The organism is Pseudomonas sp. NFX183, from assembly GCF_047943075.1.
In the GTDB taxonomy this organism is placed as follows: Bacteria; Pseudomonadota; Gammaproteobacteria; order Pseudomonadales; family Pseudomonadaceae; genus Aquipseudomonas.
Genome location: NZ_CP181333.1, coordinates 5,909,352 through 5,932,124, shown reverse-complemented (window position 1 = coordinate 5,932,124; position 22,773 = coordinate 5,909,352). Strand labels below are relative to the sequence as shown.

Annotated in this window: 18 protein-coding genes; 7 read left to right on the top strand and 11 right to left on the bottom strand. The window is 57.2% G+C overall.

The features are described from left to right. Positions 1–51 precede the first annotated feature (51 nt). Entirely contained in the window at positions 52–1,074 is a 1,023-nt protein-coding gene (locus ACM530_RS27665; protein ID WP_026013640.1) for an ABC transporter permease, read from the top strand. 101 nt (positions 1,075–1,175) lie between these two features. On the opposite strand, the gene ACM530_RS27660 is transcribed toward ACM530_RS27665, so the two are convergent. Further along, a complete protein-coding gene (locus ACM530_RS27660; RefSeq protein WP_416363705.1) occupies positions 1,176–5,666 on the bottom strand; it encodes a dermonecrotic toxin domain-containing protein in 4,491 nt (1,496 codons plus the stop codon). Positions 5,667–6,290: 624 nt separating this feature from the next. Here ACM530_RS27660 and ACM530_RS27655 point away from each other — a divergent pair. The 3 genes from ACM530_RS27655 to ACM530_RS27645 all read left to right on the top strand — a co-directional run bounded on the left by ACM530_RS27655 (position 6,291) and on the right by ACM530_RS27645 (position 8,792). Continuing rightward, on the top strand, positions 6,291–6,695 hold the full coding sequence (locus ACM530_RS27655) for a TraR/DksA family transcriptional regulator (protein ID WP_010564800.1): 405 nt from the start codon (positions 6,291–6,293) through the stop codon (positions 6,693–6,695). A 95-nt stretch (positions 6,696–6,790) separates the two neighbouring features. Further along, the gene (locus ACM530_RS27650; RefSeq protein WP_416363704.1) at positions 6,791–8,473 is read left to right on the top strand and encodes a methyl-accepting chemotaxis protein; all 1,683 of its coding nucleotides are present in this window, start codon (positions 6,791–6,793) and stop codon (positions 8,471–8,473) included. A gap of 115 nt (positions 8,474–8,588) precedes the next feature. Further along, on the top strand, positions 8,589–8,792 hold the full coding sequence (locus tag ACM530_RS27645) for a hypothetical protein (protein WP_262206323.1): 204 nt from the start codon (positions 8,589–8,591) through the stop codon (positions 8,790–8,792). A gap of 7 nt (positions 8,793–8,799) precedes the next feature. On the opposite strand, the gene ACM530_RS27640 is transcribed toward ACM530_RS27645, so the two are convergent. The 3 genes from ACM530_RS27640 to ACM530_RS27630 all read right to left on the bottom strand — a co-directional run bounded on the left by ACM530_RS27640 (position 8,800) and on the right by ACM530_RS27630 (position 9,724). Next, entirely contained in the window at positions 8,800–9,036 is a 237-nt protein-coding gene (locus ACM530_RS27640; protein WP_106580278.1) for a DUF2789 domain-containing protein, read from the bottom strand. Between the two features lie 71 nt (positions 9,037–9,107). Then, positions 9,108–9,338, bottom strand: a complete 231-nt coding sequence (locus tag ACM530_RS27635) for a hypothetical protein (protein WP_119741687.1) — start codon at positions 9,336–9,338, stop codon at positions 9,108–9,110. Positions 9,339–9,448: 110 nt separating this feature from the next. Beyond that, the gene (locus ACM530_RS27630) at positions 9,449–9,724 is read right to left on the bottom strand and encodes a hypothetical protein (RefSeq protein ID WP_416363703.1); all 276 of its coding nucleotides are present in this window, start codon (positions 9,722–9,724) and stop codon (positions 9,449–9,451) included. A gap of 387 nt (positions 9,725–10,111) precedes the next feature. Between ACM530_RS27630 and ACM530_RS27625 the strand changes: the two genes are divergently transcribed. Beyond that, positions 10,112–10,582, top strand: a complete 471-nt coding sequence (locus ACM530_RS27625; protein ID WP_145164588.1) for a hypothetical protein — start codon at positions 10,112–10,114, stop codon at positions 10,580–10,582. A 133-nt stretch (positions 10,583–10,715) separates the two neighbouring features. Further along, on the top strand, positions 10,716–11,732 hold the full coding sequence (locus ACM530_RS27620) for an ABC transporter substrate-binding protein (protein ID WP_416363702.1): 1,017 nt from the start codon (positions 10,716–10,718) through the stop codon (positions 11,730–11,732). A 140-nt stretch (positions 11,733–11,872) separates the two neighbouring features. Here the strand turns inward: ACM530_RS27620 and ACM530_RS27615 are convergent, their stop codons facing one another. Continuing rightward, positions 11,873–13,999, bottom strand: coding sequence for a TonB-dependent receptor (locus ACM530_RS27615; protein ID WP_416363701.1), 2,127 nt, complete (start codon positions 13,997–13,999; stop codon positions 11,873–11,875). Positions 14,000–14,094: 95 nt separating this feature from the next. Further along, positions 14,095–14,484, bottom strand: coding sequence for a DUF2946 domain-containing protein (locus ACM530_RS27610; protein WP_262206327.1), 390 nt, complete (start codon positions 14,482–14,484; stop codon positions 14,095–14,097). Positions 14,485–14,576: 92 nt separating this feature from the next. Between ACM530_RS27610 and ACM530_RS27605 the strand changes: the two genes are divergently transcribed. Further along, positions 14,577–15,014: a DUF3995 domain-containing protein gene (locus tag ACM530_RS27605; protein ID WP_242197482.1), complete on the top strand. Its 438-nt coding sequence runs from the start codon at positions 14,577–14,579 to the stop codon at positions 15,012–15,014. 7 nt (positions 15,015–15,021) lie between these two features. Here the strand turns inward: ACM530_RS27605 and ACM530_RS27600 are convergent, their stop codons facing one another. The 5 genes from ACM530_RS27600 to ACM530_RS27580 form a co-directional block, all read right to left on the bottom strand. Next, positions 15,022–15,357: a hypothetical protein gene (locus tag ACM530_RS27600; RefSeq protein ID WP_416363700.1), complete on the bottom strand. Its 336-nt coding sequence runs from the start codon at positions 15,355–15,357 to the stop codon at positions 15,022–15,024. Positions 15,358–16,177: 820 nt separating this feature from the next. Beyond that, positions 16,178–16,474 carry a hypothetical protein gene (locus ACM530_RS27595; protein WP_242197473.1) on the bottom strand — a complete coding sequence of 99 codons (297 nt, stop codon included), beginning with the start codon at positions 16,472–16,474 and terminating at the stop codon, positions 16,178–16,180. A gap of 447 nt (positions 16,475–16,921) precedes the next feature. After that, positions 16,922–17,557: a hypothetical protein gene (locus ACM530_RS27590; protein ID WP_416363699.1), complete on the bottom strand. Its 636-nt coding sequence runs from the start codon at positions 17,555–17,557 to the stop codon at positions 16,922–16,924. 57 nt (positions 17,558–17,614) lie between these two features. After that, positions 17,615–17,911, bottom strand: coding sequence for a hypothetical protein (locus ACM530_RS27585; RefSeq protein ID WP_416363697.1), 297 nt, complete (start codon positions 17,909–17,911; stop codon positions 17,615–17,617). 32 nt (positions 17,912–17,943) lie between these two features. Then, complete coding sequence (locus ACM530_RS27580) at positions 17,944–22,575, bottom strand: RHS repeat-associated core domain-containing protein (protein WP_416363695.1); 4,632 nt, start codon at positions 22,573–22,575, stop codon at positions 17,944–17,946. Positions 22,576–22,773: the final 198 nt, after the last annotated feature.

The window sequence follows — 22,773 nt, the reverse complement described above, 5'->3', positions numbered from 1 at the left end:
CAGCGCAGGCCTGCGGTTGGCCTGTGCCACAGAACAAGAAGGTGATTGGCTATGAACGCAATAACAGACAACAAGCCTGCCACGGCACCGGTCAAGCACCGCAGGCGCTTGCCCACCGAGCTGAGCATCTTCCTGGTGCTGATCGGCATCGGGTTGGTGTTTGAACTGTTCGGTTGGATCGTGCGCGACCAGAGCTTTCTGATGAACTCCCAGCGTCTGGTGCTGATGATCCTGCAAGTGTCGATTATCGGCCTGCTGGCGATTGGCGTGACGCAGGTGATCATCACCACGGGCATCGACTTGTCCTCAGGCTCGGTGCTGGCGCTGTCGGCAATGATTGCCGCCAGCCTGGCGCAGACTTCGGATTTTTCCCGCGCGGTGTTTCCCAGCCTGACGGATTTGCCGGTGTGGATACCGGTGGCGATGGGCCTGGGGGTGGGACTGCTCGCAGGGGCGATCAACGGCAGCATCATTGCCGTCACGGGGATTCCGCCATTTATCGCGACACTGGGCATGATGGTCTCGGCCCGCGGCCTGGCGCGTTACTACACCGAAGGCCAGCCGGTGAGCATGCTGTCGGATTCGTACACGGCGATCGGCCATGGCGCGATGCCGGTGATCATCTTTCTGGTGGTGGCGGTGATCTTCCATATCGCGCTGCGCTACACCAAATACGGCAAGTACACCTACGCCATCGGCGGCAATATGCAGGCGGCGCGCACGTCGGGGATCAACGTCAAGCGCCATCTGATCATCGTCTACAGCATCGCCGGGTTGCTCGCGGGCCTGGCGGGCGTCGTCGCCTCGGCACGTGCGGCGACCGGCCAAGCGGGCATGGGCATGTCCTATGAGCTGGATGCGATTGCCGCAGCGGTGATCGGCGGTACCAGCCTGGCGGGCGGGGTGGGGCGCATCACCGGCACCGTGATCGGCGCGTTGATCCTTGGCGTGATGGCCAGCGGGTTTACCTTTGTCGGCGTGGATGCGTACATCCAGGACATCATCAAGGGGCTGATCATCGTGATCGCGGTGGTGATCGACCAGTATCGCAATAAGCGCAAGCTCAAGCGCTGAGTCGATGGGGGAGTTGGCTCGCGAAGAACCCGAGAGCGCTGCGCGGTGCCAGACCCCCATGTCAGCGTTGACGATGCTGGCGAGCACGCTCGCTCCAGGGTTTACGGGGCCAAAGGCAGGAACCGGCGCTCTGCCAGTTCACGGCCGATTGTGCCATGGTGCACATCCACCACGCTTTGTGGGCCCCGGGCGTTGGCCAGGAGCGAGTAGTAACTGTCCTTACGTTGATTCTTTTTTTTCAGGTGGGCCACGGTGTAGTCGTGCTTCGGTGTGTCGGCTTTGGCGTAATGAAAATGTGCATACCACAGCGGATAGCCGCGTTTGTCGTTGACCGCGTACTCCTGGATGAAATCCTGCCGGACGCCTCGCATCTCAATGCGTGAGCCGAGCCTGGCCAGTTGCACGAGGTCCTGGTCCAGCAAGTACACCAGGTTAGCGTCGTTCGGCGGCAGTTCCAGTGAGTACTGGACGCGCAGTTCCTGGCCCTTGGTGGTCAAAGTTGTGACCGCCGCTCGCATCTCGTCCAGCAGGGTCTGGTCGGCAAGCACTCTTGAATCCTCCGGCTTGGCCTGGATGGATCGATAGAGTTCGTCGGCCAACTCGGTGAATCGGCGAGCCTCTTTCTGCAGACTCTCCTGGATCTCGACAGGAAACTTGGAAACCTTTGCATAGCCGGCCTCACGCTTGAGGATCGGCGTGAGCTCCTGCAGGTATTTGCGCGCCTCACCTTTGACCACACTCAGTGCCCGCGTGCCTGGCGGCGGCGGCGGGGCGCTGGGGCGTATCTCTATGATTTCGTCCCATTGGTGCTCGCGCTGTGAGTAAGTGCCCAACAGTTGGTCACCCTCTACGGAGCGCACTTCGACCCGATCGATTGGAAACGTTGCGTCGGCAGGCTTCAGGTCGCCGATCAACACGCCTTGCCTGCGGGTTTTGATCACCTTTTTCTGCGGGCCGCCGTCAGCAGGCCGAGGATGCTTGGGAGGGTGCTTGACCGCGTGGGGTTCAGGCTTGATCTCGGCGGCCAACTGCTGCATGGCATCCTGGTACAGCTCTGTCAGCAGTTTTTGTATGTGTTGGAAAGGCGTCATGTGCAAGTTGTCGGCATGAACCATGGCCATGCTTTGCAGCGCGTCCAGCGCCTGGCCGTAGTGCCGGAAGAGACTGTCCAGTACGTTCAGGCGCTCATCCGGCGTCAGGCTAAGGGTGCTGAGTTCAGCATGGGTGCGCACTTGGGGGTGCAGCGGCTCAAGCACGGAATACAACTCGGTGTTGGCGCTATGGTCCCAGATTTTGACGCTCAGGTATTTAAGGGTATTGAGTTGCTGGTACTTGATCGCCAATGCGCCAAGTTCGGCAGGGCGGTTCATGGTCAGGCGGTTATAGCTTTCCAGGCCGGGCTGGCCCAGATTGAATAACTCCAGCAGGTAGTGATCCTTGAGTTCCAGGGCCTTTATCTGCCGCTCATTGATTTCACTCATCTCATTGAGAAATTGTAAGTGATGGGCAACGTTGGCGAGCATGACGGGTGTCCGTTCGATCCCACCACCCATGAGCTCCTGGTGCATGGCATAGAGCGCTTTGCGGTCCATGTCGGCGATCACGACTGACTTGCGTGCGTTATTGATGATGTTTTCCAGCAGTGTGGCACTGACCTGGGCCGGGAAGGGGATGTGCAACGCTTCACGCTCTTTGCGACTGTCGAGTATTTTGCGATAGCCCTCACTCTGTTCGTATAAAGCCCTGTCGAAGGCCCTGCGGGTGCTGGCCTTTGCTGCGTCGGAGTACTTGGGGTTGGCGGCCGCCAGGGTCATGAGCATTTCTGCGTCATCAGCTTTTTTTTGCTGGGCTTGTTGGTCGTTGGAAAATTGCTCGTATTGCGCGTTGAGCTGTATTTTGCGCTCGGCCTGGCGCTTTCGTTCGGCGGCAATGCGTTTGGCTGGCATCCCGCCGCGCAGGCGCAGACGCAAGTCCAGCGTCCAGTTGCCCAAGCCGTCGGTTTGCAGGAAAGGCCCCAGCCGGGTGGGGTCGATGGGGTCGACAATCACCACGCCCGCGTCGCGTTCAGGGCTCAGTTTGTACCACTGGGTATCCAGCAAGGCGTACCAGTCTCCCAGGTACGAATACAGTCCTCTGCGTGGCCCGTCCAATTGGGGCTTGGGCAATGGCTCGGGCTTGGGTGCCCTGAACCCGGCCAGCCGTTCGCGTTGGCTGGGCGTGAGTCGGTGGTGGGCGTTGGAAAAGCTGAAATCGAACACCGTAGCGTCCCTCGCTAGCCCTTCGTTTTCCAGTACGGTAGGACCTTGGTGCACCGCAGGGGCGGGTGCTGGTGGCCAGTGCTTGTCGCCCAGCCTGGTAAGCGGTGAACGAAGGGCTTGTTGCCTGACATCGTTAGTCAGCGGTGTCGAGGGCGATGTCGTCGGCGGTAGCCATTGGTGCATCAGCATGCCGATGTTCAGCAACAGGTCGACCAGCGCCAATTCCCGGGTCACCGGATCATCGCTGCCAAGGGCTGGAATATCATGGCTGGCACTGCTCATCAGGCTGAGCAGCCAACCCGTTAGCATAAGGGGGCCTCGGGCCAGGGGCAGCAGCAGGGTGTTGAACAGCAGGCCGGCGCCTTCAAGCAGCACGCGCCAGCGGCTCTCGTGGTTGGAAACCGAGGCGCGATCAGCCTGATCGACCAGCGCCCGTGCGTTACAGCCATACAAGAACTGCATCAGTTGGCCGCTGGACAGAAACTGCCTCAGCTCGTCGTTGCTGCCGTCAGTCGCCAGGGTGGCGGGTTGCGGTACGTCAGGGACGCTGAACTCATCGCCCATGCCAAATCGCGGGTAATGGGGTTCCTGGAATCCACCGTTGGCGTAAACCGGCCTTGCGCCGTCGGACAACCAGGTCAGCACACTGGTCTGCAATTCACCAGGGTGGGCAATGGCCTGCAGCAAGTCCTCGCGGCTGGCGAACTCCCGGAGGGGATCGGCATACAAGGGCCGGTACAGCAGGTGTGGGCCGGCGAGGGCGCTCTCGGATTCGATGATGTACATATTGGTGACAACATCCGGTGTCGCTTGGGATTTGCGCACCAGGGCGAGGTGGCGAATGACGATGGCCTGGCCTTCGACCTGGCGTTGCTCAATGCGCTCGCCCATCAGTGCGGCGACGTAGCGAGCCCCGCGCAGGGTCATGCCGTGCTGGTTGTTCAGCGCCCATTCCAGGGCCAGCATTGGCAGCTGTGCGACGGTGTGTTGTGCGAAGCGCTCTGTGCGTTGCCGCGCCTGGTCACTGTCGCCGAGCAATTGGGTGTCGAGCAATTCGGGGTAGGCCTTGCCAATATCGACCTGCTCGATCAGGCCGCCGCGGCCTTTGATGTAGTCGGGCGTCAGCCAGGTTGGCAGGGGCAGCGAGCGGCGATGTCGTACGGTGAGTTGCCCACGGGGCTGGCCCTGCAGGTTGTTGATGGCCAGCTCAGTGAGGCTCATGTGCACGGGCTCGACGAAGCCGGAGCCTCCTGGGTATCCGACGGCCACGCTGAATGTCAATTGCAGGTCATCAGGGTGAAACTGTGTGGCCTTCGACTGTTCGGGCGTCACCTTGTCGAAGGTGATCTCATCGTGTTTCAGCTGTTGCAACAGGGCATTGGTTGCGAAGGTGTAGATGTCTGGAATATCGCTGAGAAAGGTGTGGCCGTTGCTGCGTTTCTTGGCGCTGGCCAAGGCCAGGCTATAGCGTCCATAGCGTAGCTGGTCAGCCGCGCTGGCACGTTGCAGCCAGGCCGGGGTTTGTTGGCGCAGTGTCGTCTGTAGCTTCGCGGCAGAGGTCGGCGCCTCAAGAAAAGAGTGGGCGGGGTTGCCGATCTCCAGGCACAGCGCGCGAAGTGTATCGAGTTCCAGGCGGGTGGGCAGGGTGAGGGCGCCCAGGTCTTCCAGTTGCTGATTGAGCATCAGTGCCGCCTGGATGTCGAAAACGTTGCCGTCGGGCTCCCATTGTTGGGTGGTGATGTGCTCGACCACGTAGGGCTGCGCAACCTGTCGGGCCCAGGCCTGGAGGCTGGCGTCCATGGACGAAAAACGTTCGCAGGCACCGGTGGTTTGGCAGAGCAGGACCCGGGTTGCCTGGGTCAACAACAGGTGCGGGCTGAGCAGGGGGAGTGTCTGTTGACCTTCCTTGAGCGTCGCCCGCGGGTAATAGGCGCGCACGGCGTTGGCCCCGAATTGACGGATACGTTCGTCGCGGTCGGGGTAGCTGATCAGTTGTTCAAGCATTTCACGCTCAGTGCCGTCCAACTCCGCCTGGCTGATGGCGGCGACCCTGAGGTTGTCGGCCAGCCAATCGCTGAGCCAGCGCCAGCGTGACAGGCCGTTGTCGGCCTCTTCGCGCCAATAAGTGGCCAGGGCGTTTTGCAGCGCTGTCGGCAGGGTCAAGGGCAATTGCTTGATTATGTTTTCGATGATGTTCATGTCGAGGGCGGAGGTCGCCGGGGCTGCAAGCTTGAGACGGCCAGGCGGAGCGTCGGTCAGGTAGCAGGACTCGCCGTGCCGGTCACTTAAGTCCAGCTCGGTGCCGGTGGCGAGAAACTCGAGCACACGGGCCATGAGCGGATGCAGAGTCCAGCCTCCGGTGGGACTGGGTATGGCCAATTGTGTACGGGACAGATCAATGATCAAAGTTGGATAGTGTTGCCGGATCAGCTCTGTCAGCAGTTGCCGGGTAACAGTGTCCAGCGTCGGGCGTGAAGCAAATTGTGCGCTGACGGCTTGTGCGGGGAGCGCGCGATGGGCGGAGGGGATTGCGGGCATGAGAGGTCCTGTTCGGTAGGGAAACTTCGGAGCCTCTATCTATACCGGGGCGAATTTTCGACGGGAGGTATGTAACTGCCGCCACCGCGTGCTGAGATCTGTTGAATCGCCCTTGCGCATAGGCCTGGTGGCCTTATTCAACCGTTTGTCTTCTATATAGCTCCACAACACTGAATTTCTTGCTATAAACGCACTCCGATGACCATTCGCCAAGCCCGTCCTGGTGCCTTTGGGGGTTAATTGGGAAAAAATGCCTGTCTTTTCAGTTGCTGAGCCCTCAAGTCGGCCTTAGACTGCCGCCCCTCGTAAATTGAGTGCCGGGTGGCGCTTGAAATGGACGGCGCCTTTCCGAGGCCTGCAGAGGTCTGCCGGAACGCTCCCTTATTCGCCTTAATGCACGTATTTTTTATAGAGAAATCAATGACAAAGGAAAAGTTGCTGGCCATGCCGGCGGATGACTACATGAATGCCGAACAGCACGCTTTTTTCGAGCAGCTGCTGCAAGACATGAAAGTGGAACACCACGAGCGCATTGAACAGAACCGTATCGCCATCGAAAGCCTGGACACCCCGGCTGACCCGGCTGACGCGGCGTCCGTTGAAGAAGAGCGCACCTGGCTGGTCAATGCCATCGATCGCGACCAGCGCATGCTGCCGCAGCTTGAGCGTGCACTGGAACGCATCAAGGAAGATTCCTTTGGCTGGTGCGACGACAGCGGCGAGCCTATCGGCCTCAAGCGCCTGCTGATCAGCCCGACCACCAAGTACTGCATCGAAGCGCAAGAGCGCCACGAGCAGATCGACAAGCACCAGCGTCAAGCCTGATGTGCTGAAGTTGGGCGCTGCTGATGCGGCGCTCAAGAGAAATACCGGTTACGCCCCTGTCTATTGATCTGCTGCAAGCCTCCCACTAACAGCCCATGGATAATGGCCCGATAGTGGCGTTTAATGCAGAAACAATAACGACAAGCAGTGGGGTAACGACGATGGCTGGAGACGGATCTCTGATGGGCGCAGCAGTGCCCGTGCACGCGCGGGTGCGCGCGCTGCCCGGCTGGCTGACGCCGCTCTTGCAGAGCACCGCCCTGGTGCTGGTTCTGCTGGGCCTGGCGTTTGCTGGCTTGCCGCTGTACCTGTGCCTGCCGCTGGCCTTGCTGGTGATATGGCTGCCCTCCCTTAAAAGTCGAACGCACCGCGTGGCGCCTGTCCCCGTCGCCGATACGATGGGCGAGCTGACTCGCGATCTTTCCTACACCACCAGCCATAACGCGCTGTCCGCTGCCGGCGTGGCCTATTCGGTCAAGCAATTGGCGGCCCGGTTGCAATCGCAATTAAGCGCAGCCAGGCAAATCGTCAGCAGCGCCGAAGTCATGATCGGCACTGAGCAGGTCACCTCCCAACTCAGCCGTCAAGCCTTGGGCGCGGCCAGCCAGGCGCATCAGCACAGTACGCAGGGCCGTGAAGTGCTGGTCGAGTCAATCACGCGCATGCGCCAGCTCAGCCAGCGTGCCGACGCCAGTCGCGAGTTGATTGAAGCCTTGAGCCTGCGCAGTGAAGAAATCCAGCGCGTCACGCTGGTGATCCAATCGATCGCCAGCCAGACCAACCTGCTTGCTTTGAACGCGGCCATTGAAGCGGCGCGGGCCGGTGAGCACGGGCGCGGTTTCGCCGTGGTTGCCGATGAAGTGCGCGGCCTGGCCGGGCGTACTGCCACGGCGACCGATGAGGTTGGGGTGATGGTCGCTGACATCCAGCAACGCACGGCGCAGGTCGTGGAGCAGATTCGCCAGCTGTCGGCGGACCTGCACACGGGCGTTGAACAGGTGGAGCACGCCGGCGAACAGCTGGAGAGCATCGCCAGCCTGGCGGCGGATGTGGAAGGGCAGGTGAATGAAATTGCGCAGGGCACCGATACCAACCGCGCGCAACTCGACAGCCTCTTCCATGCGGTGGAGCAGATGCGCAGCGATCTGACCGTGAGCGACCAGCAAACCCGCCAACTGGCCGACGCCGCCGTGCAAATGGAAGGGCAAGCCGAAACCATCAGCGAGCGCTTGGCCGAAGTCGGCCTGGATGACTATCACCAGCGCATCTACGATTTGGCCCGCGAGGGCGCACACCGCATCGCCGAGCAGTTCGAAGCCGATGTATTGCAAAACCGCATCAGCCTGCAGGACTTGTTCGACCGCAGTTACACGCCGATCCCGAATACCAGCCCGAGCAAGTACCACACGCGTTTTGACCGTTACACCGATGAGGTTTTGCCGGCGATCCAGGAAGCGCTGCTGCCGCGCCATGAGGGATTGGTATTCGCCATTGCCTGCACGCCTCAGGGTTATGTGCCGACACACAACAAGGCTTTTTCCCAGGCGCTCACCGGCGACGCGCACGTCGATGCGTTGCAGAACCGCACCAAGCGCAAGTTCGAAGACCGTACCGGCATCCGCTGTGGCAGCCATCAACAGGCAGTGTTGTTGCAGACCTATACGCGCGATACCGGCGAGTTGATGCACGACTTGTCGGTGCCGATCATGGTTAACGGGCGGCATTGGGGCGGCTTGCGTCTGGGCTATAAACCGCAGGCGACGAAGCCGGCACGCTAGCGATTGTTGCTGTTTATGCAAGGGAGCTATTCCGGAGATAGCTTTTTCCAACAGGAAGAAAAACGTAGCATGGCCGACATTGTTAGGTAGCTAACTAATGTGGCGGAGAAGCTCCATGCAAAACAAAGTCGATGTCGCCGTGATGATCGGCAGTGGTGTTCCCGAAACATTGCGCGCGCTGGGTCAGAAAGCCTGCTGGGTCGTGCTGCTCAATGGCGAGCAACGTGGCACAGCGTTCGCCAGTCGCGACGAAGCGCAGGAGTGCAAGGCTGCCTGGGAGGCGTTATTGCGCCTGGAGCAATCCGACAGCCTGCATTGAGGGTAGGTTAGTGAGGTTGATGCAGGCGCTGGTTCAGTTCGTCCACGGGGATAGCCCATTCGGCGTCCTCACGCAGTTCTTCTTTCAGAAACGCCGCTTGTTGCGGCGTCCAGAAAGGCGCATCGATCAGCTTCACGTCTTCAGCCAGCGGGTGCGCATCGATGAATGCGTCGATTGCCTCCGGGGTTGAATCCAGGCCCAATTGTTCAAACAGTGTTTCGAGAGTGGGGATTGGCGCGTCCATAGTGTTCTCCATGCAAGGTGATGGTCGTTGTGCATGTGAGGCGCAGGAGGCGGCAGAGTTCTATCGGATTGTCAGGAATTGAGTGCACCTGAATCCACGGCGGATTTAAGTGCCTTGGCAGCATCTTTTGCCGCTGTTGCAGCGGCGTCGACAGTTTTGAACCAACGATCTTTTTCTACCTGGTGCGTTGTGACCGTGGTCAGCGGTGGTTTGGCCCGCATGATGATCACCGCTTGAAACTCACCGTCAACTTCCCTCGCATCGCCATGGATGAAAAATTCGCCAATATCAAATTCCGTCACGTATAGCCTTCCCTTCAAGGTAACTGCACTGATAAAACCTGACCCGATAGGGGCAAACTTCAATGGACGGGCCAGTATGGCAGTTGTTGAGGGGCGGCGGCGCAGTAAACTCATCCAGATGACGAAACGATGCCTGGGTGAAAGGTCAGCGGGTTGGCTTCAAGCTTTTTAGCCAATTCGCAGGCCCGGATGTGGTTGCTGCGAAAGCCTCTGATCCTGCCGCTGGTCACTTCCAGGATATGAAAGAAATTGCGGCCCGCTGGTACAACTTGGTAAAGAACGGAATTGGAGTACCCGTCGGGGCTGTCCAGGCAGTAGTATCGACGCTCGTCTGGACATGATGAACGAGTGCGGGAAGACGTAGCATTGAGTTGACGTGTTTGCATGGCCGGCTCCTGTCGGTCGATCTTGTTGACTTGCCCGCAGCGTTTTCAGGTGGTTTTGACCCGCGTTGCTGTTTTAGTATTGTCGTCCACAGCGTTGGCCTGGTTCCATGGCCAGGTATTTTGTGATGTGTATGCTGTCGGAAACTGCGTTTTTAATTGGGTTATTCTCTGAAGCTGACGGGCCTGTATTCTCAGGTCCTTGAACCTGTGATTTCCTGTGGCGCCTGATGACTTGCACAAGGTCCATCGCGCATCTGTGTACTAGTCTTACAGCGCAGCAGCGGGTTCTCTTCAGTTTTTTAATGAATGTGTGATCGAGCCGTTACGGCCGTTTTTTTGTGCTGTCCGCTGCGGCGGTCGGTGCTTTTTCGATGTGGGGGCGTTTCCTTGGCAGTCAGTAATCTGGATATGCACGCGTTATTCGTGCTGGGTGATTTGCGCGCAAAGTTGGTCAAGCAGTTTCAATCCCGTTTTGTTTACATCACCGAACAGACGCCGGAAGGCATCTACATTGCCGAAATCGACACCGAAGCGGCGATGGTGGTGGATGACAAACCGCGCCTGGAGCTCAAGGTCGGCGACCATTTTCGCGCGGCGGTGCTGCCGAGCCGTGAAGGCGGCAAATTCGAATTGAAGTTCCGCGATATCAAGTTGACGGTGTATGGCTTGGGCGATTACGCCTTTGTTTCTTCGCCCGAAGGCCAGGGCATCGTGTTCAAGGAAGGCCACAGCGTAATGCTGGTGTTTGCCGCTCACGAACAGCTGCAGGAAAACCTCACCAAAACGCTCAAAGCCGTAACCGGCAAGGCCGCCAAGTGGCGCAAGGGTGAACTGGTGACCTTCAAGGCCAGTGAATAGTCGTTAAACCTCGCGTGTATTTCTGCTCTCCCGGAACCTCTACTACAGTTGAGTTGACTTAACTAATCAGAGGCTTCGCGCATTGGCAGCAAAGCCGTCCGCTATGGCTGCGAAAACGCGAGGTGCACAAGGCATGAAAGGATTGAGAACCCTGTTGGCAGCGTCCCTGACGGCTTTGAGCCTGTCGGTGGCTTCATTGCCGGTATCGGCCGCCCAGGCTCCGGTGCATTTTGCCGACTTGAACTGGGAAAGTGGCAGCCTGATCACCGAGGTGCTGCGCTTTATCGTTGAGAAGGGCTACGACCTGCCCACCGATACCTTGCCCGGCACCACCATCACCCTGGAAACCGCGCTGGCGAAAAACGACATCCAGGTGATTGGCGAAGAATGGGCCGGCCGCAGCCCGGTGTGGATCAAGGCTGAGGCCGAAGGCAAAGTGGTAGGCCTGGGCGATACGGTCAAGGGCGCCACCGAGGGCTGGTGGGTGCCGGAGTATGTGGTCAAGGGCGACCCCGCCAACGGCCTCAAGCCTCTGGCGCCGGACCTCAAAAGCGTCACAGACCTGGCGCGTTACAAGGATGTGTTCAAAGACCCGGAATCGCCAGGCAAGGGGCGCTTTCTCAACAGCCCCATCGGCTGGACCTCCGAAGTGGTCAACAAACAAAAGCTCAAGGCCTACGGCCTCGACGACAGCTATGTAAACTTCCGCAGTGGCTCGGGCGCGGCCCTGGATGCGGAAATCGCCTCATCAATCCGTCGAGGCAAGCCGGTGTTGTTCTATTACTGGTCGCCGACGCCGTTGATGGGGCGTTACAAGTTGATCCAGCTGGAAGAGCCACCGTTTGACGCCGATGCGTGGAAGACACTGACCGATGCGGATAACCCCAACCCGAGGCCGACCCGCTCGTTGGCGTCCAAGTTGAGCATTGGTGTATCGACGCCGTTCCAGCAGGCAAACCCGCAAATTGCCGAATTTTTTACCAAGGTTCAGTTTCCCATCGAGCCGCTGAACAAGGCCTTGGCGACCATGAGCGAGAACCATACGGCGCCACGCGAAGTGGCCCAGGCGTTTCTCAAGGAGCATCCTGAGGTGTGGAAGGCGTGGTTGACGGAGGATGTGGCGCAGAAGGTTGAGGCGAGTCTGAAGTAGCCGACGGCCTTACATGGATGAGCATCCAAATGTGGGAGCGGGCTTGCTCGCGAAGGCGGTGTGTCAGTCGATGTGTTGAGTGACTGATCCATCGTCTTCGCGAGCAAGCCCGCTCCCACATTTTTGATTGTATTTCAGGCTTAGAACTTGGTTTGAATGGCCACTTCAAATGTGCGTGGCGACCCCAAATAGTAAGCCGGCGACACGTGCGCAAACTCCGCATACACCTCATTCGTCAGGTTGCGCACCCGGCCGGTTAACGAGGTGTGTGAGTCCACCTTGTAGCGCAGGAAAGTCCCGAACAGCGTGTAGGCCGGCACCGTCAGGGTATTGGCATTGTCCGCATACACCTGCGCGACATACCGCGCATCCACGCCCCCCTGCCAATCTTGCGTAAAGTCATAAGTCAGCCACACGTTGCCCACGCGCTTGGGTACGTTGGTAGGCGTGTTGCCCTTGCGTGAGACCACCGCGCCGCTGGCGATTTTTTCGTTGAAATCATCGTATTCGGCATCCACCCAAGCGAAATTACCCTCGGCCAGCAGCTTTGGCGTGATGCGCAATGAGCTGGCCAACTCAATGCCCTTGGAGGACTGCGCGCCCACTGGGATGCTGTTGTTCGGGTCCAGCGGGTCGGTGACGGCGAAATCCTTGCGTTCGATCTTGTAGGCCGCGACGGTGGCCGAGCCGCGACCGTCGAGGTAATCGAACTTGCTGCCCACTTCCCACTGTTTGCCGGTCGACACGTCGAACACTTGGGTGGTGGTCGACGGCTGCTCGGCCGCGGTGCTGTATTGCACATACACATTGGCTGACGGGATGAACTGGTAAGTCAGGCCCACGCGGCCGGTCACCGGCTCCCAGCTGCGCTTGAAGTGACGTGGGTTGGTGGCTGTCACCGTTCTGTGGTTGGTAACGTCCAGGTCGATAGCGTCGTAGCGCAAGCCGGTCAGCAGCGAGAGTTTGTCGGTGAAGCCCAGACGGTTTTCGGCGAACAGTGCCTGGGTGGTGACCGCATTGGTTTTGTCCTTGACGAAGCCCGGCCGGGTGCCCGGTATGTCGTAGAAGTGCCCTGGGTTGTAGTGGTTCGGGTCCACGCTACTGTTACCTGGCACGTTCAGTGGGTTGTTGGTGGTGCTGTTGACCTTGTACTCGAAGCCGCCGGACCAGGTGGTCGACAAGCCGAAGAACGTATCGTCGTGGCGCAGTTCGAACTGGTTGCCGTTCTGTTCGCCCTGATGACGCACCTGGTAGGCCGTTGAACGGTTCACCGCGCTGTTGTCGGCGTTGTATTGGTAGGTCTCCAGGTTGCGGTAGTCGCGCTGGCTGTCCAAGTGATAGAGCGTGTTCTTCAGCGTGGTGCTGTCGTTGATCCGATAATCAATGATCGAACGCGCCCAGATCGTGCGCTGCTCGTAACGACCATCGGCAACGTTGTAGTTGTTGAACCGGTTGTGCCGGTCGATTTTCAACTCACCCGCCTTGGGGTTGAGCACCGGCGTGCCCCAGTACGGGCTGTCCTCATGTTCATCCTGATATTCCAGCGCCAAGGTATGGGACAGGTTGGGCGTCAGGTCGCTGAGCAGGGAAAACGCCACACTCCAGGCATCCCGCTGGTCGCGGTCGATATAGCTGTGGTTGGTGTTGCGGCTCACGTCCAGACGCGCGTAATGCTGCACCTCGGCACCCGGTTCCGTCAGCGCATGGTTGACGCCAAAGGCCATGCCGGCGGTGTCGTAGCTGCCGTAGGTGAGCTGGCCTTCTGCCGCTTGCTCCTCGCGGGTCGCCAGCTTGGTCACATAGTTCAGTGAGCCGCCCACGGCGCCGGCACCATTGATCAAGGAGGAGGGGCCGCCAACCAGTTCGACGCGGTCATAGATCCACGCATCCACCGGCCGGGCCAAGCCGGTGGCGACGTTGATGCCGTTGAACATCTGAGTGATCTGGCTGCTGGTGAATCCACGGTAGGACACAAACCCGCCAAACCCCGGCGGCGCGCTGGCGTTGACGCCGGGCAAGGTGTTGGCCGCATCGCGGAGGGTCTTGGCGCCATGGCGCTCAATGTCGTTGCGGGTGGCAATGGCCACCGATGCCGGGGTTTCGCGCACGCTTAAGCCCAGCCGCGACGCCATGCCGCTGGATTGGTCGAGCGCCAGGCCGGGCTCCGCGGCTTGCTCACCATCAATGGTGGTAGGCGCCAACTCGAGCGCCCAGCCACAGACAGGCAGGCAGCCGAACAGGCCCGCCAACAGGGGTAAATGTTTCATGGTTGAATCCTGAAAAACTTGGCTTGAAAACAACGCACAGCCGCGCGTATTCCCCGATGGGGACGGTGGCCAGTGCAAATCAGAAAGCGAAGGGATCAGGCGAAAGCGGGCGGCGCGCGCGGGTTGGCCGCAGGCCAGGTGAAGCGGGCAGGGATATCAGCGGCAAGCACCACCGCCGGTGGTGGCGCATGGGGTTGTGGCAACACCGCCACATTCAGGCTGGAACTCAGTGCCGGGCCCATACCGCCGGTCGAACACAGCGGGCAACTAAACGCCTTCGACAGCGTCGGCAGGCTCTCATCCGTGGAGTTGGTCGACTTGGGCGCCTGGGTAAGCGGGTCCACCGTACAGAACTGACCACCGATGCCGTTGAGCTGCATCCCCAGCATCTGCCCATGCCCAATACTGCACGCGAACACATTGAACAGGACGCAGCAGTAAAGCATCCAAACAATGAGCGAGCGGTCGGCACGGGCGATTTTCATGGGGCGGCACTTTACCATCAGCCGCCGACGAAATGCCTACAAAAAATCTCAGGGCGACTATCCTCATTCCCACATTTCAGGGAGCGCCCGCCATGAGCTTTGTCATCGCGCGTTGGATCGTCGGGGTTTTTACCTGCATCAGCATGGTGCACTTGTACTGGGCCGCCGGCGGCAAACTCGGCAGCCTTGCCGCCATCCCCCAACTGCCCGGCGAATTCGCCCACGGGCCCCGACCAGCGTTCAAACCCTCGGCGCTGGGCACATTCCTGGTCGCGCTGGGGTTGGTGGCGATTGCGCTACTCGTGTGCCTGCGGGCCGGGCTGTACTTCTCGCCGGTGTCGCATGGGGCGCTGCAGTGGGGGATCAGCGCGATTGCCGTGGTGATGTTTGCCAGGGCAATCGGGGATTCGGAGTTGGTGGGGTTTTTCAAGAAGGTGGGTGGGTCGAGGTTTGCCAGGTTAGATACGTATTTTTATTCGCCGTTGTGTTTGGTGTTGGGGGTGGGGTTGTTGGTGGTGGCGTGGGGGTGAGGGGGGGTTAAATGTTTGTTGGGTAGAGGTGAATCCTGGCTGCTCTTACCTCAACAAATCCGGATTCTTGGGGGATCGGTCCGTCAAGTTCGATGAGGATTATTGAGTCGCTGATTTTTAATACGGCGCATTTTCCATCTGCGCCTTGGGATAGTTCAGCGGTTATATAAGTGACGTTGGCTATCGCACTGATTTTCGGTGTTTTTTCAGAGGAGTGCGTCATATTTTTCCCCCACGAAAAAACCTCATCCAAATCGAACGCCACATCAACGATCTCACCGGCTTTTGGCACAGAGCCGCTCCACAAAGCAATGCCACTTCCGACGGGTGATTGGAAGCTCACGTGCAATACGCCTAGCTCAGAAAATGTATCGATAGTTCGAATTTTAATTTTGCTTCTACTTAGTTCGACTATAGCCGGTTGTGCTATTGACAATCATAGCGTTTTTGTTCGCGATGGATGTAGGTGTATACATCGCCTTGTTGAATTTCTGTTATTTTTATCGTGGCAATAATTTCGTTTAATAGTTCTGCGTGCTTAGAGAGGCAGATAAGTTGCGCGGCTCCACGCGTTTCCGGGTCGTAAATCTGAAGGAGAGAGACATTTTGTCGAAAAGTATTACTTTGAAATCTTCCGTGGTGGAAATCTCTCTAAGCTAACTTAGCCTGCGCCATACTTTTTCCAAAGTTATTTTTGGGTGTTTGCATGAGTGTGATGAACGTGCGGTCAACAGTCATGCGCGCAGGATCTATGTGTGGTGGTGGAGCACCAAAGGCTCAGAATATGTCTGGCTCCGAATCAGCGCTCAATTAGCTTTGTTACTTTTTTTACCTGTGCCAAATACTCAGTTATAAAATTTTCTAAGGGCTTGGTTTTCATCGTATTGTCTATCCAGCCTATCGGCTCTGGTTGACGTAATCTGAGTGTCTAAGCCGAACAAAAAATCACACTCGTTGCCTAGGATAGATACTCTTCCACGGCGCCAGGCTTATAAGCATAATAGCTGCCCATTTTGTGTAGAAATATCAGTATGAACTCGATCTCTTTAAGGGTGTCAAGTGCTTCCTTTTCATTAAGTGCTATTTTTTATTTTGCACTAGCATTGTTTTCCTGTGATTGTATTGTCCTGGATGAAACTGGCGATGGGTTTAAGATTGAACGGTTAAAAAAAGAAAAATAACCCTGTGCTTTTATTGATTGCTAATTCGTTTAATTGGATTAATTTGGTTAATGTTTTTGAGTTTTCAGGTTTTAAGTGGGCTTTCAATATTTGCAAGGTTGTTTCTAGTTCTTCAGGAGTGGTTATGATTTCGTCCTCATACTCATCGATTATCTTCCCTGTCGCATAATTTATGCTTTCTAATGCGCCAGAATTTAAAAATTGTTGGTGTTCTTTTTCAGTAAGCGAGACAGTCTCAAGTAGAGCGTCCGGGCAGTCGTTTATGTCCAGTAATTTCATTGCTTCTGTCGTGAGTGGCACGCAAATTATTTTCATTTTCTGGGTGTCTTATTAAAGTGGGTGACTTCATTATATTCGCTTTGGTTCCTACCCCATTTGCTTTCCAGTCGGGAAGGTCTTGTTATTAGGAACCACGCCATCCAGGCTTAAATAACGTCTTGTACCCAGTAATGAAAGGTCGTAGATTTTTACGTCGCCTCCGTTGAGGTCTTCTGCGACCTTAATATTCTCGAGATGTTTCCTGGCTTTTTGTCTTCGTCTGTCGTAGCCACGATTGGATCACTATCAGCAAATTAATCTATGCTTTTACTCAAATAAGGGCTCCTCCAGTTTTAGAGTATTTATCCACTGTCTGTGCTCCCCGGCTGATACAGCTTCTCATCCATCTGTTACCGGGTCGTTGTCTACCAAGTCGGCCATACATCCGAGACAGGTGTTCAGTCAATCTCATATCCTCTCAATGCTGTAGCTATCCGCTATCACTGCAAAGATAACTTCGCCGCTGCTGCAGTCCTTGAAGCAATAACTTTTACCTGGTTTGTCTGGAGCGATGCGTGCTACCTCTTGGGAAAGGTTAGAATCCTTTTCCTCGTGTATCTCACATTGAGAGGTGATCGCATTTATACTTTTAAAGGCGGCCGGGTTATGAAAAGTGATCAGCAGTGATTGATCTTGTTGGTCCGTAAAGAAAACTAGTAATTCATTTCTTTTGCAAGTGACTTGCTCAATGATTCCCTTTGAGATAGTAATCTTTTCTGTACTAGGGTTTGTTCGATTCATCGGTTGACTGGGCTCCCAGAATTTTAAATCGGAGAAATATCTTTCAATGTCATCCATCTCGTCATCACCGAGAGAGTCGTCAAAGGGCATAGATACGATCCTGCGGACCTTTGCCAAGCGCTGTGTAACGGCGCAATCGTCGATGAAGTCAGTGGTTGCTTTTCGATACTCTTCTAGAGCGCCAGGCTTTTCAGCATAATAGCTGCCCATTTTGTGTAGAGATATCAGTATGAACTCGATCTCTTTAAGTGCGTCAAGTACCTCTTTTCCGGTAAGTACTATTTTTTTATTTTGCTCTAGCATTGTTTTCCTATCATTGAATTGCTGGGTGAGACTGACGATGGGTTTAAGGTTGAGCGGTTAAAAAAAGAAAAATAATCCTGTGTTTTTATCGATTGCTAATGCACTTAATTGGATTAATTTGTTTAATATTTTTGAGTTTTCAGGTCTTAAGTGAGCTTTCAGTGTCTGTAAAGTTTTTCTTAGCTCTTCAGGAGTCTTTATGACTTCGTCCTCATACTCATCGATTATCTTCCCAGTCGCATAATTTATGCTTTCTAATGCGCCAGAGTTCAAGAATTGTCGGTATTCTTCTTCCGTAAGCAAGGCAGTCTCAAGTAGAGCGTCCGGGCATTCGTTTATGTCTAGCAATTTCATTGCTTCTACCGTGAGTGGCACGCAAATCATTTTCATTTTCTAGGGGCCTTATTGAAGTGTGTTACTTCATTGTATTCGCTTTGGGTCCTGCCCATTTGTTTTCCTGTTGGAGAGGTCTTGTTGTTGGGGATCACTCCGTCGAGGCTTAAATAACGTCTTGAACCCGGTAATGAGGGGTTGTGGATTCTGAAGTAGCCTCCGTTAAGGTCTTCTACAACCTCAATACCATCAAGATGATTCTTATATATTTTTTTACCTTTATCTGTCGTAGTCACGATTGGATCAGGGCCAGCAAATTTAACTACGCTTTCATTCAAATCGGCGCTCTTCCAGTTTGCAGAGTATTTAGCCGCTCGCTGAGCTCCGCCTGCTGTTGGTAATACGGCTTCTCCTTTATCAATTCTTGCAGGCTTTGCAGGGTCGTTGGCAACTAAGTCTGGCTCGCATCCGTCTTCGCCTGGGCATGTGTTCAAACCCAGCGGATCGACCCACCCCGTAGGGTTGGGCGCGTACCGGTACGCGTTGATCCCACCCGCCAGCTTTACCGGGTCGGGCGTCAGGTAACGACCAATATCTGGATTGTAGTAGCGATGGCGGTTGTAGTGCAGCCCGCTTTCCGGGTCGAAGTATTGGCCTTGGAAGCGCAGTGGGTTGTCGATTTTTTCGATGTCTAGGCGACTGATCTGGCCGTAGGCGCGGTAGTGCGCGGCCCAGACGATTTCCCCGTCGGGGGCTGTGAGTTCCTGCGGGGTGCCGAGGTGGTCGAGTTGGTAGTGGAACGGCTGGGTATTTTTTGGACCAAAGCCCTCCAGCAGCACCAGCGGACGGAAACTGTCCGGCTCGTAGATATAACTGCGATGCCTATCCGCGCGATGCTCCGCAACCAGCTTGTCGCCTTGCCAGAAGAACTCCGTGGTTATCCCATCAACAGTTTTGCTGATCCGCCGACCAAACGGGTCATAGCGATAACTAGCGGTTTGCCCGTTGGGCTGAGTGATGCCGATCAACCGGTGCTGGCAGTCGTAGCGGTACTCGGTAACGAGCTGGTGGCCCTTACCGCGCCTTTGTCGGATCAGATTGCCGAACGCGTCATAGTCGTAATGATGATCGCCCTGCATCACCAACCGATTCCCCGCCACGATGTCCGGGCCGGGGCGGTCCTGCATCAGCAGGTTGCCCGCCGGGTCGTGGCCAAAGCGCTCTTGCACGTCTTGCGAGTGATCGGCCCGGGTCAGACGGGCGAGGGGGTCGTAGTGGTAGTGGTGTTCACCTTTGCGCGTATCGAGCAGGCGGGTGAGGTTGCCGGATTTGTCGTAGTCGTAGTGGCGGCGGTAGAGCTTGTGCTCCTGTTGAGTGACTGCGTGGGCGTGCAGGCGGTTTTGGTCGTCGTAGTCGTAATGGCTGAGCAGTTGGCCTTGTTGGCGCTGGCGTTCTTTTCCGTTGTTGAACAGGTGAGAGGTGAGGGTTTTGCCGTTCAGCTCGACGGTGGCGAGGTGGCCGCTTTTGTCGTGGTTGAAGGTGAGGCGGTTGTTGTCCGGCAGGCGCAGGTTTTTCAGTTGGCCGCAGGCGTCGTAGCCGTAGCGTAAGGTGCCCCAGCCTTGGTGGTCGGCGATGAGGCGGTTTTGGCTGTCGTATTCGTAGGCTAACGCCCAATGGCCGTCGTCGACGCTGAGGAGGTTGCCTTGGCGGTCGTAGGCGTAATCGACCACTCCACCGTCTGGAAGGGTTTTTCGTACGAGACGGCCGGAAAAGTCTCGCTCGTAACGGGTGACCAACTGACTACCGTCGTCGCCGTGTTCGGTCTTTTCCAGCAGATTGCCATTGAGGTCATACACGTAAGCCGTGCGCTGGCCGTCGAAGCCGATCTCCTGCTGGATCAGCCCGTTGGGGTGGTAATCAAGCTGGTAGGTCTCGCCGACTTCGTTTTCGATCTCGGTGAGCAGTAACCGAGCGTTGTCGTAGCGATAGTTGACCTGGGTGCCGTCAGAATTAATGCGGCGGCTGATCAGGTGCAGGCCATCGGCATATTCGTAGCGGGTGACGTGACCGAGTTCATCGCGTTCGGAGGTGATTTTTCCGTACGGGTTGTAGCTGTATTCCCGCGTGGCGCCATCGGACTGAGTCAGTTTTAACAAGCGCCCTGCGGCGTCCCACTGATACTGCGTCAGCGCGCCATGCTCATCCTCGCGCGCAACTTGCCGCCCTAGATCGTCATAGCGATAACGCTTAACCCCACCATTTGGCAGCTGTTCCTCAACGAGCTGCCCACGCTCATTCCAGACCAGCCGATGACACCCGTTATCCGGATACCAAACCCCAATCAGCTGCCCGTATTTGTCGTAGGTGTAGTCCGTAATGTGGCCGTCAGGATCTGTCTGACGCGTAACGTCGCCTTGTTCGTTACGCTCATACTTCCAAACCGCCTCGCCCCGCCGTACAACCCGTACGAACCCGTTGTCATGCTCGTAGGAAGTCGGCTCATCGTCCCCCGGAAACAACGCCACCAAGCGTCCCGCTTCGTCGTACTGATACGCCGTCACCGCCCCCAGCGGATCCTGCTCAACCGTCAGCCGGCCCTTGTCGTCGTAGGATTTGAAATGCTCCGCGCCGTCCGGATCAATCCGCTGCACCAGCCGCGCCCGCTGATCGTGGACATACACTTCCTGACTGCCGTCAGCGTTGTGAACCGTGACCCTGCCGTCGTCCTCCCACGCATAGCGCGTGTCCATCTGCGAAAAACTGGCCCAATGCCGAACACAGCGCGCGGCCTTGCCAGCCCGTTCCCACGCCCAAAAGAAACTCGCCCCACCGGCCAGTTGCCGCTCAAGAATGACGTGCTGATCGTCGTACCGATAAACCTCGCTTTCACCTATAGCATTGGTCGCGGAAACCAGTCGCCCAGCGTCGTCATAGGCGTAGGAAACGACGTTCTGCTCCGTCACCCACACATACGGGTCACGGCCTTTGGCGCGATGAACCTGATAGTCCAAGGCCACAATGCGACCGAGCTCGTAGCGCAAAAACAGCGACCGACCCGCGCCGTTATCCAGCCGCTCAATTCGGCCCAAACGATCACGAGAAATCCGCAGCCGGTTGTCATACGCATCGCTGATTGCTGTCAGCTGACCATCGCGAAAGTGATAAAACCGTGATGCCTGAGCCAGCACCAATTCATCGGGCAGGGCGCCCAAATAGATCGCGGCTTCGGCCAAGCTATTGGTGATTGCCGGTCGGGCAGCAGTAGGCAAGGGCAGGGCAGTAGAGCGATTCTCATGATCCGTCCAAACCACCGAATCACCCGCAACCACCAACCGCTGCGCCAGCGCATGACTCCAGCCAAACCCCAACCCGCAATCCACTTCCACCGCACTGGTGCGGTACAACCGCGTCCACTCAAACGGCAAAATTCCGTCCAGCGCGCCATCAGTGAGGGTCAGCAATTCTTCGCCGGTGACCATCGACACCGGGCAGCCATTGGTGACGGTTTTGTCCGCAGGCGCCGCCGCATCGCCCTGCGGGTTCTTCGCAGAGGCCGGCACATCATCCACATGCTCTTTCTGCTTCAGCACCGCGTTCTGCCGCGCGCGCCAGCGCATCTGCATCGTGCCTTGCTTCAGCCCACCGACTACGCCGCGTACCGCCACCGCCTTGTAGCGATCCACCGCCTGCATGAACTTGCTCAGAATCCCGAGCAGGCCACGCACAAAGCCCACAGCCGCATCCAGTATCTGTGCGCCATACTTGACCAACCGCAAGCTCAGATACGCCACACCCGCCGCTGGCAGCGCGATCATCAAAACTGCGCCAATCACCAGGTCGATCAGCAGCGACACCACAAACCCCGCCGCCGCCTCGGCCATCTCGCCCGGTGGCAACGCGTCCAGCCACAGCATCGCCGTGCGCACCATCAGGTACAGCGCCGCCTCATCACTGGCCAGCAACATGGCCTTTTCCATGACCTGCGGCGCATCGCTGGCCAACTGCGCCAACTTGGCGGCCTCGGCACCCAGCTGCTCGCCGAACTTCATGGGGTCTGCAAGAATCGCCTGCACCAGCTTGATGCTGTCCCACACGTCCCGGATCGCCGCCCAACTGCCCGCCAGAACGCCGCTGCCAATCGCGCTGGCTGTCGATTGTTGCCAAGACGGTTTGAAGCCGTTCCATTGCTCGCGCAGCCATTGCTCCAGATCCGCCGTCAGCCCGGCGTAGGAGGCAAACAACGCGTCTACCTGCTGCGTGGAGACACCGCCTTGTACCCGCACCTGATAGCGCCCGCCGGCCACGCAGGTGTGTGAGCCTTTGCCATGCTCATCCAGCATGACCCGCGTGGAACTGCCGTCCTCCAGGCGGACAACCTCAACCGGGATTTTGCCGATCGGCACGTCGTACACCGATTCGAACTTGCTCTCGATCTTCAGCTCGCCACCCGCCGAGCAGCGCGCAACGGTGGAAAAATCCGCATCGGAAATGCTGAAGGAACGTTGCGAATCCCCCACCCGCAATACCCTGTCCATCCCCAGCAACGACGGCATGTCCGCTGCATGGCTGACCGAATCCAGCGCCCGCGCATACCAGGCGCCCATCTGCTGGCGATACTCATCCAGGCTCTGATGGAAGCCATTGAGCTCATGTTCGATAAAGGCAATGTGGGCGGCGTGGGTCATCCGTGACGTCTCGGCAAAATGGCAAGGCGTCGGAGCATGCCGCAGGAAAAAGCGCCTGGATGAACGGCTGGAAAAATCAGAAAGGGACGACTTTAAGCGGGTAAAAACCGCCAGGAACTAGCCTGAAGGCCTACACAAAAAAGCGATCAAGCTCATTGCGTAAAACCTCAGCAAATAAAAACCACTCTCATCCTTGCC

What these genes read in the sequence shown, in the direction of transcription:
- ACM530_RS27595 (WP_242197473.1), bottom strand. Translation starts at nt 16,474, where the DNA reads ATGAAATTACTGGACATAAACGACTGCCCGGACGCTCTACTTGAGACT.
- ACM530_RS27660 (WP_416363705.1), bottom strand. Translation starts at nt 5,666, where the DNA reads ATGGCCCGTGTGCTCGAGTTTCTCGCCACCGGCACCGAGCTGGACTTA.
- ACM530_RS27580 (WP_416363695.1), bottom strand. Translation starts at nt 22,575, where the DNA reads ATGACCCACGCCGCCCACATTGCCTTTATCGAACATGAGCTCAATGGC.
- ACM530_RS27615 (WP_416363701.1), bottom strand. Translation starts at nt 13,999, where the DNA reads ATGAAACATTTACCCCTGTTGGCGGGCCTGTTCGGCTGCCTGCCTGTC.
- ACM530_RS27630 (WP_416363703.1), bottom strand. Translation starts at nt 9,724, where the DNA reads ATGCAAACACGTCAACTCAATGCTACGTCTTCCCGCACTCGTTCATCA.
- ACM530_RS27640 (WP_106580278.1), bottom strand. Translation starts at nt 9,036, where the DNA reads ATGGACGCGCCAATCCCCACTCTCGAAACACTGTTTGAACAATTGGGC.
- ACM530_RS27610 (WP_262206327.1), bottom strand. Translation starts at nt 14,484, where the DNA reads ATGAAAATCGCCCGTGCCGACCGCTCGCTCATTGTTTGGATGCTTTAC.
- ACM530_RS27605 (WP_242197482.1), top strand. Translation starts at nt 14,577, where the DNA reads ATGAGCTTTGTCATCGCGCGTTGGATCGTCGGGGTTTTTACCTGCATC.
- ACM530_RS27585 (WP_416363697.1), bottom strand. Translation starts at nt 17,911, where the DNA reads ATGAAATTGCTAGACATAAACGAATGCCCGGACGCTCTACTTGAGACT.
- ACM530_RS27620 (WP_416363702.1), top strand. Translation starts at nt 10,716, where the DNA reads ATGAAAGGATTGAGAACCCTGTTGGCAGCGTCCCTGACGGCTTTGAGC.
- ACM530_RS27590 (WP_416363699.1), bottom strand. Translation starts at nt 17,557, where the DNA reads ATGCTAGAGCAAAATAAAAAAATAGTACTTACCGGAAAAGAGGTACTT.
- ACM530_RS27655 (WP_010564800.1), top strand. Translation starts at nt 6,291, where the DNA reads ATGACAAAGGAAAAGTTGCTGGCCATGCCGGCGGATGACTACATGAAT.
- ACM530_RS27650 (WP_416363704.1), top strand. Translation starts at nt 6,791, where the DNA reads ATGGATAATGGCCCGATAGTGGCGTTTAATGCAGAAACAATAACGACA.
- ACM530_RS27665 (WP_026013640.1), top strand. Translation starts at nt 52, where the DNA reads ATGAACGCAATAACAGACAACAAGCCTGCCACGGCACCGGTCAAGCAC.
- ACM530_RS27645 (WP_262206323.1), top strand. Translation starts at nt 8,589, where the DNA reads ATGCAAAACAAAGTCGATGTCGCCGTGATGATCGGCAGTGGTGTTCCC.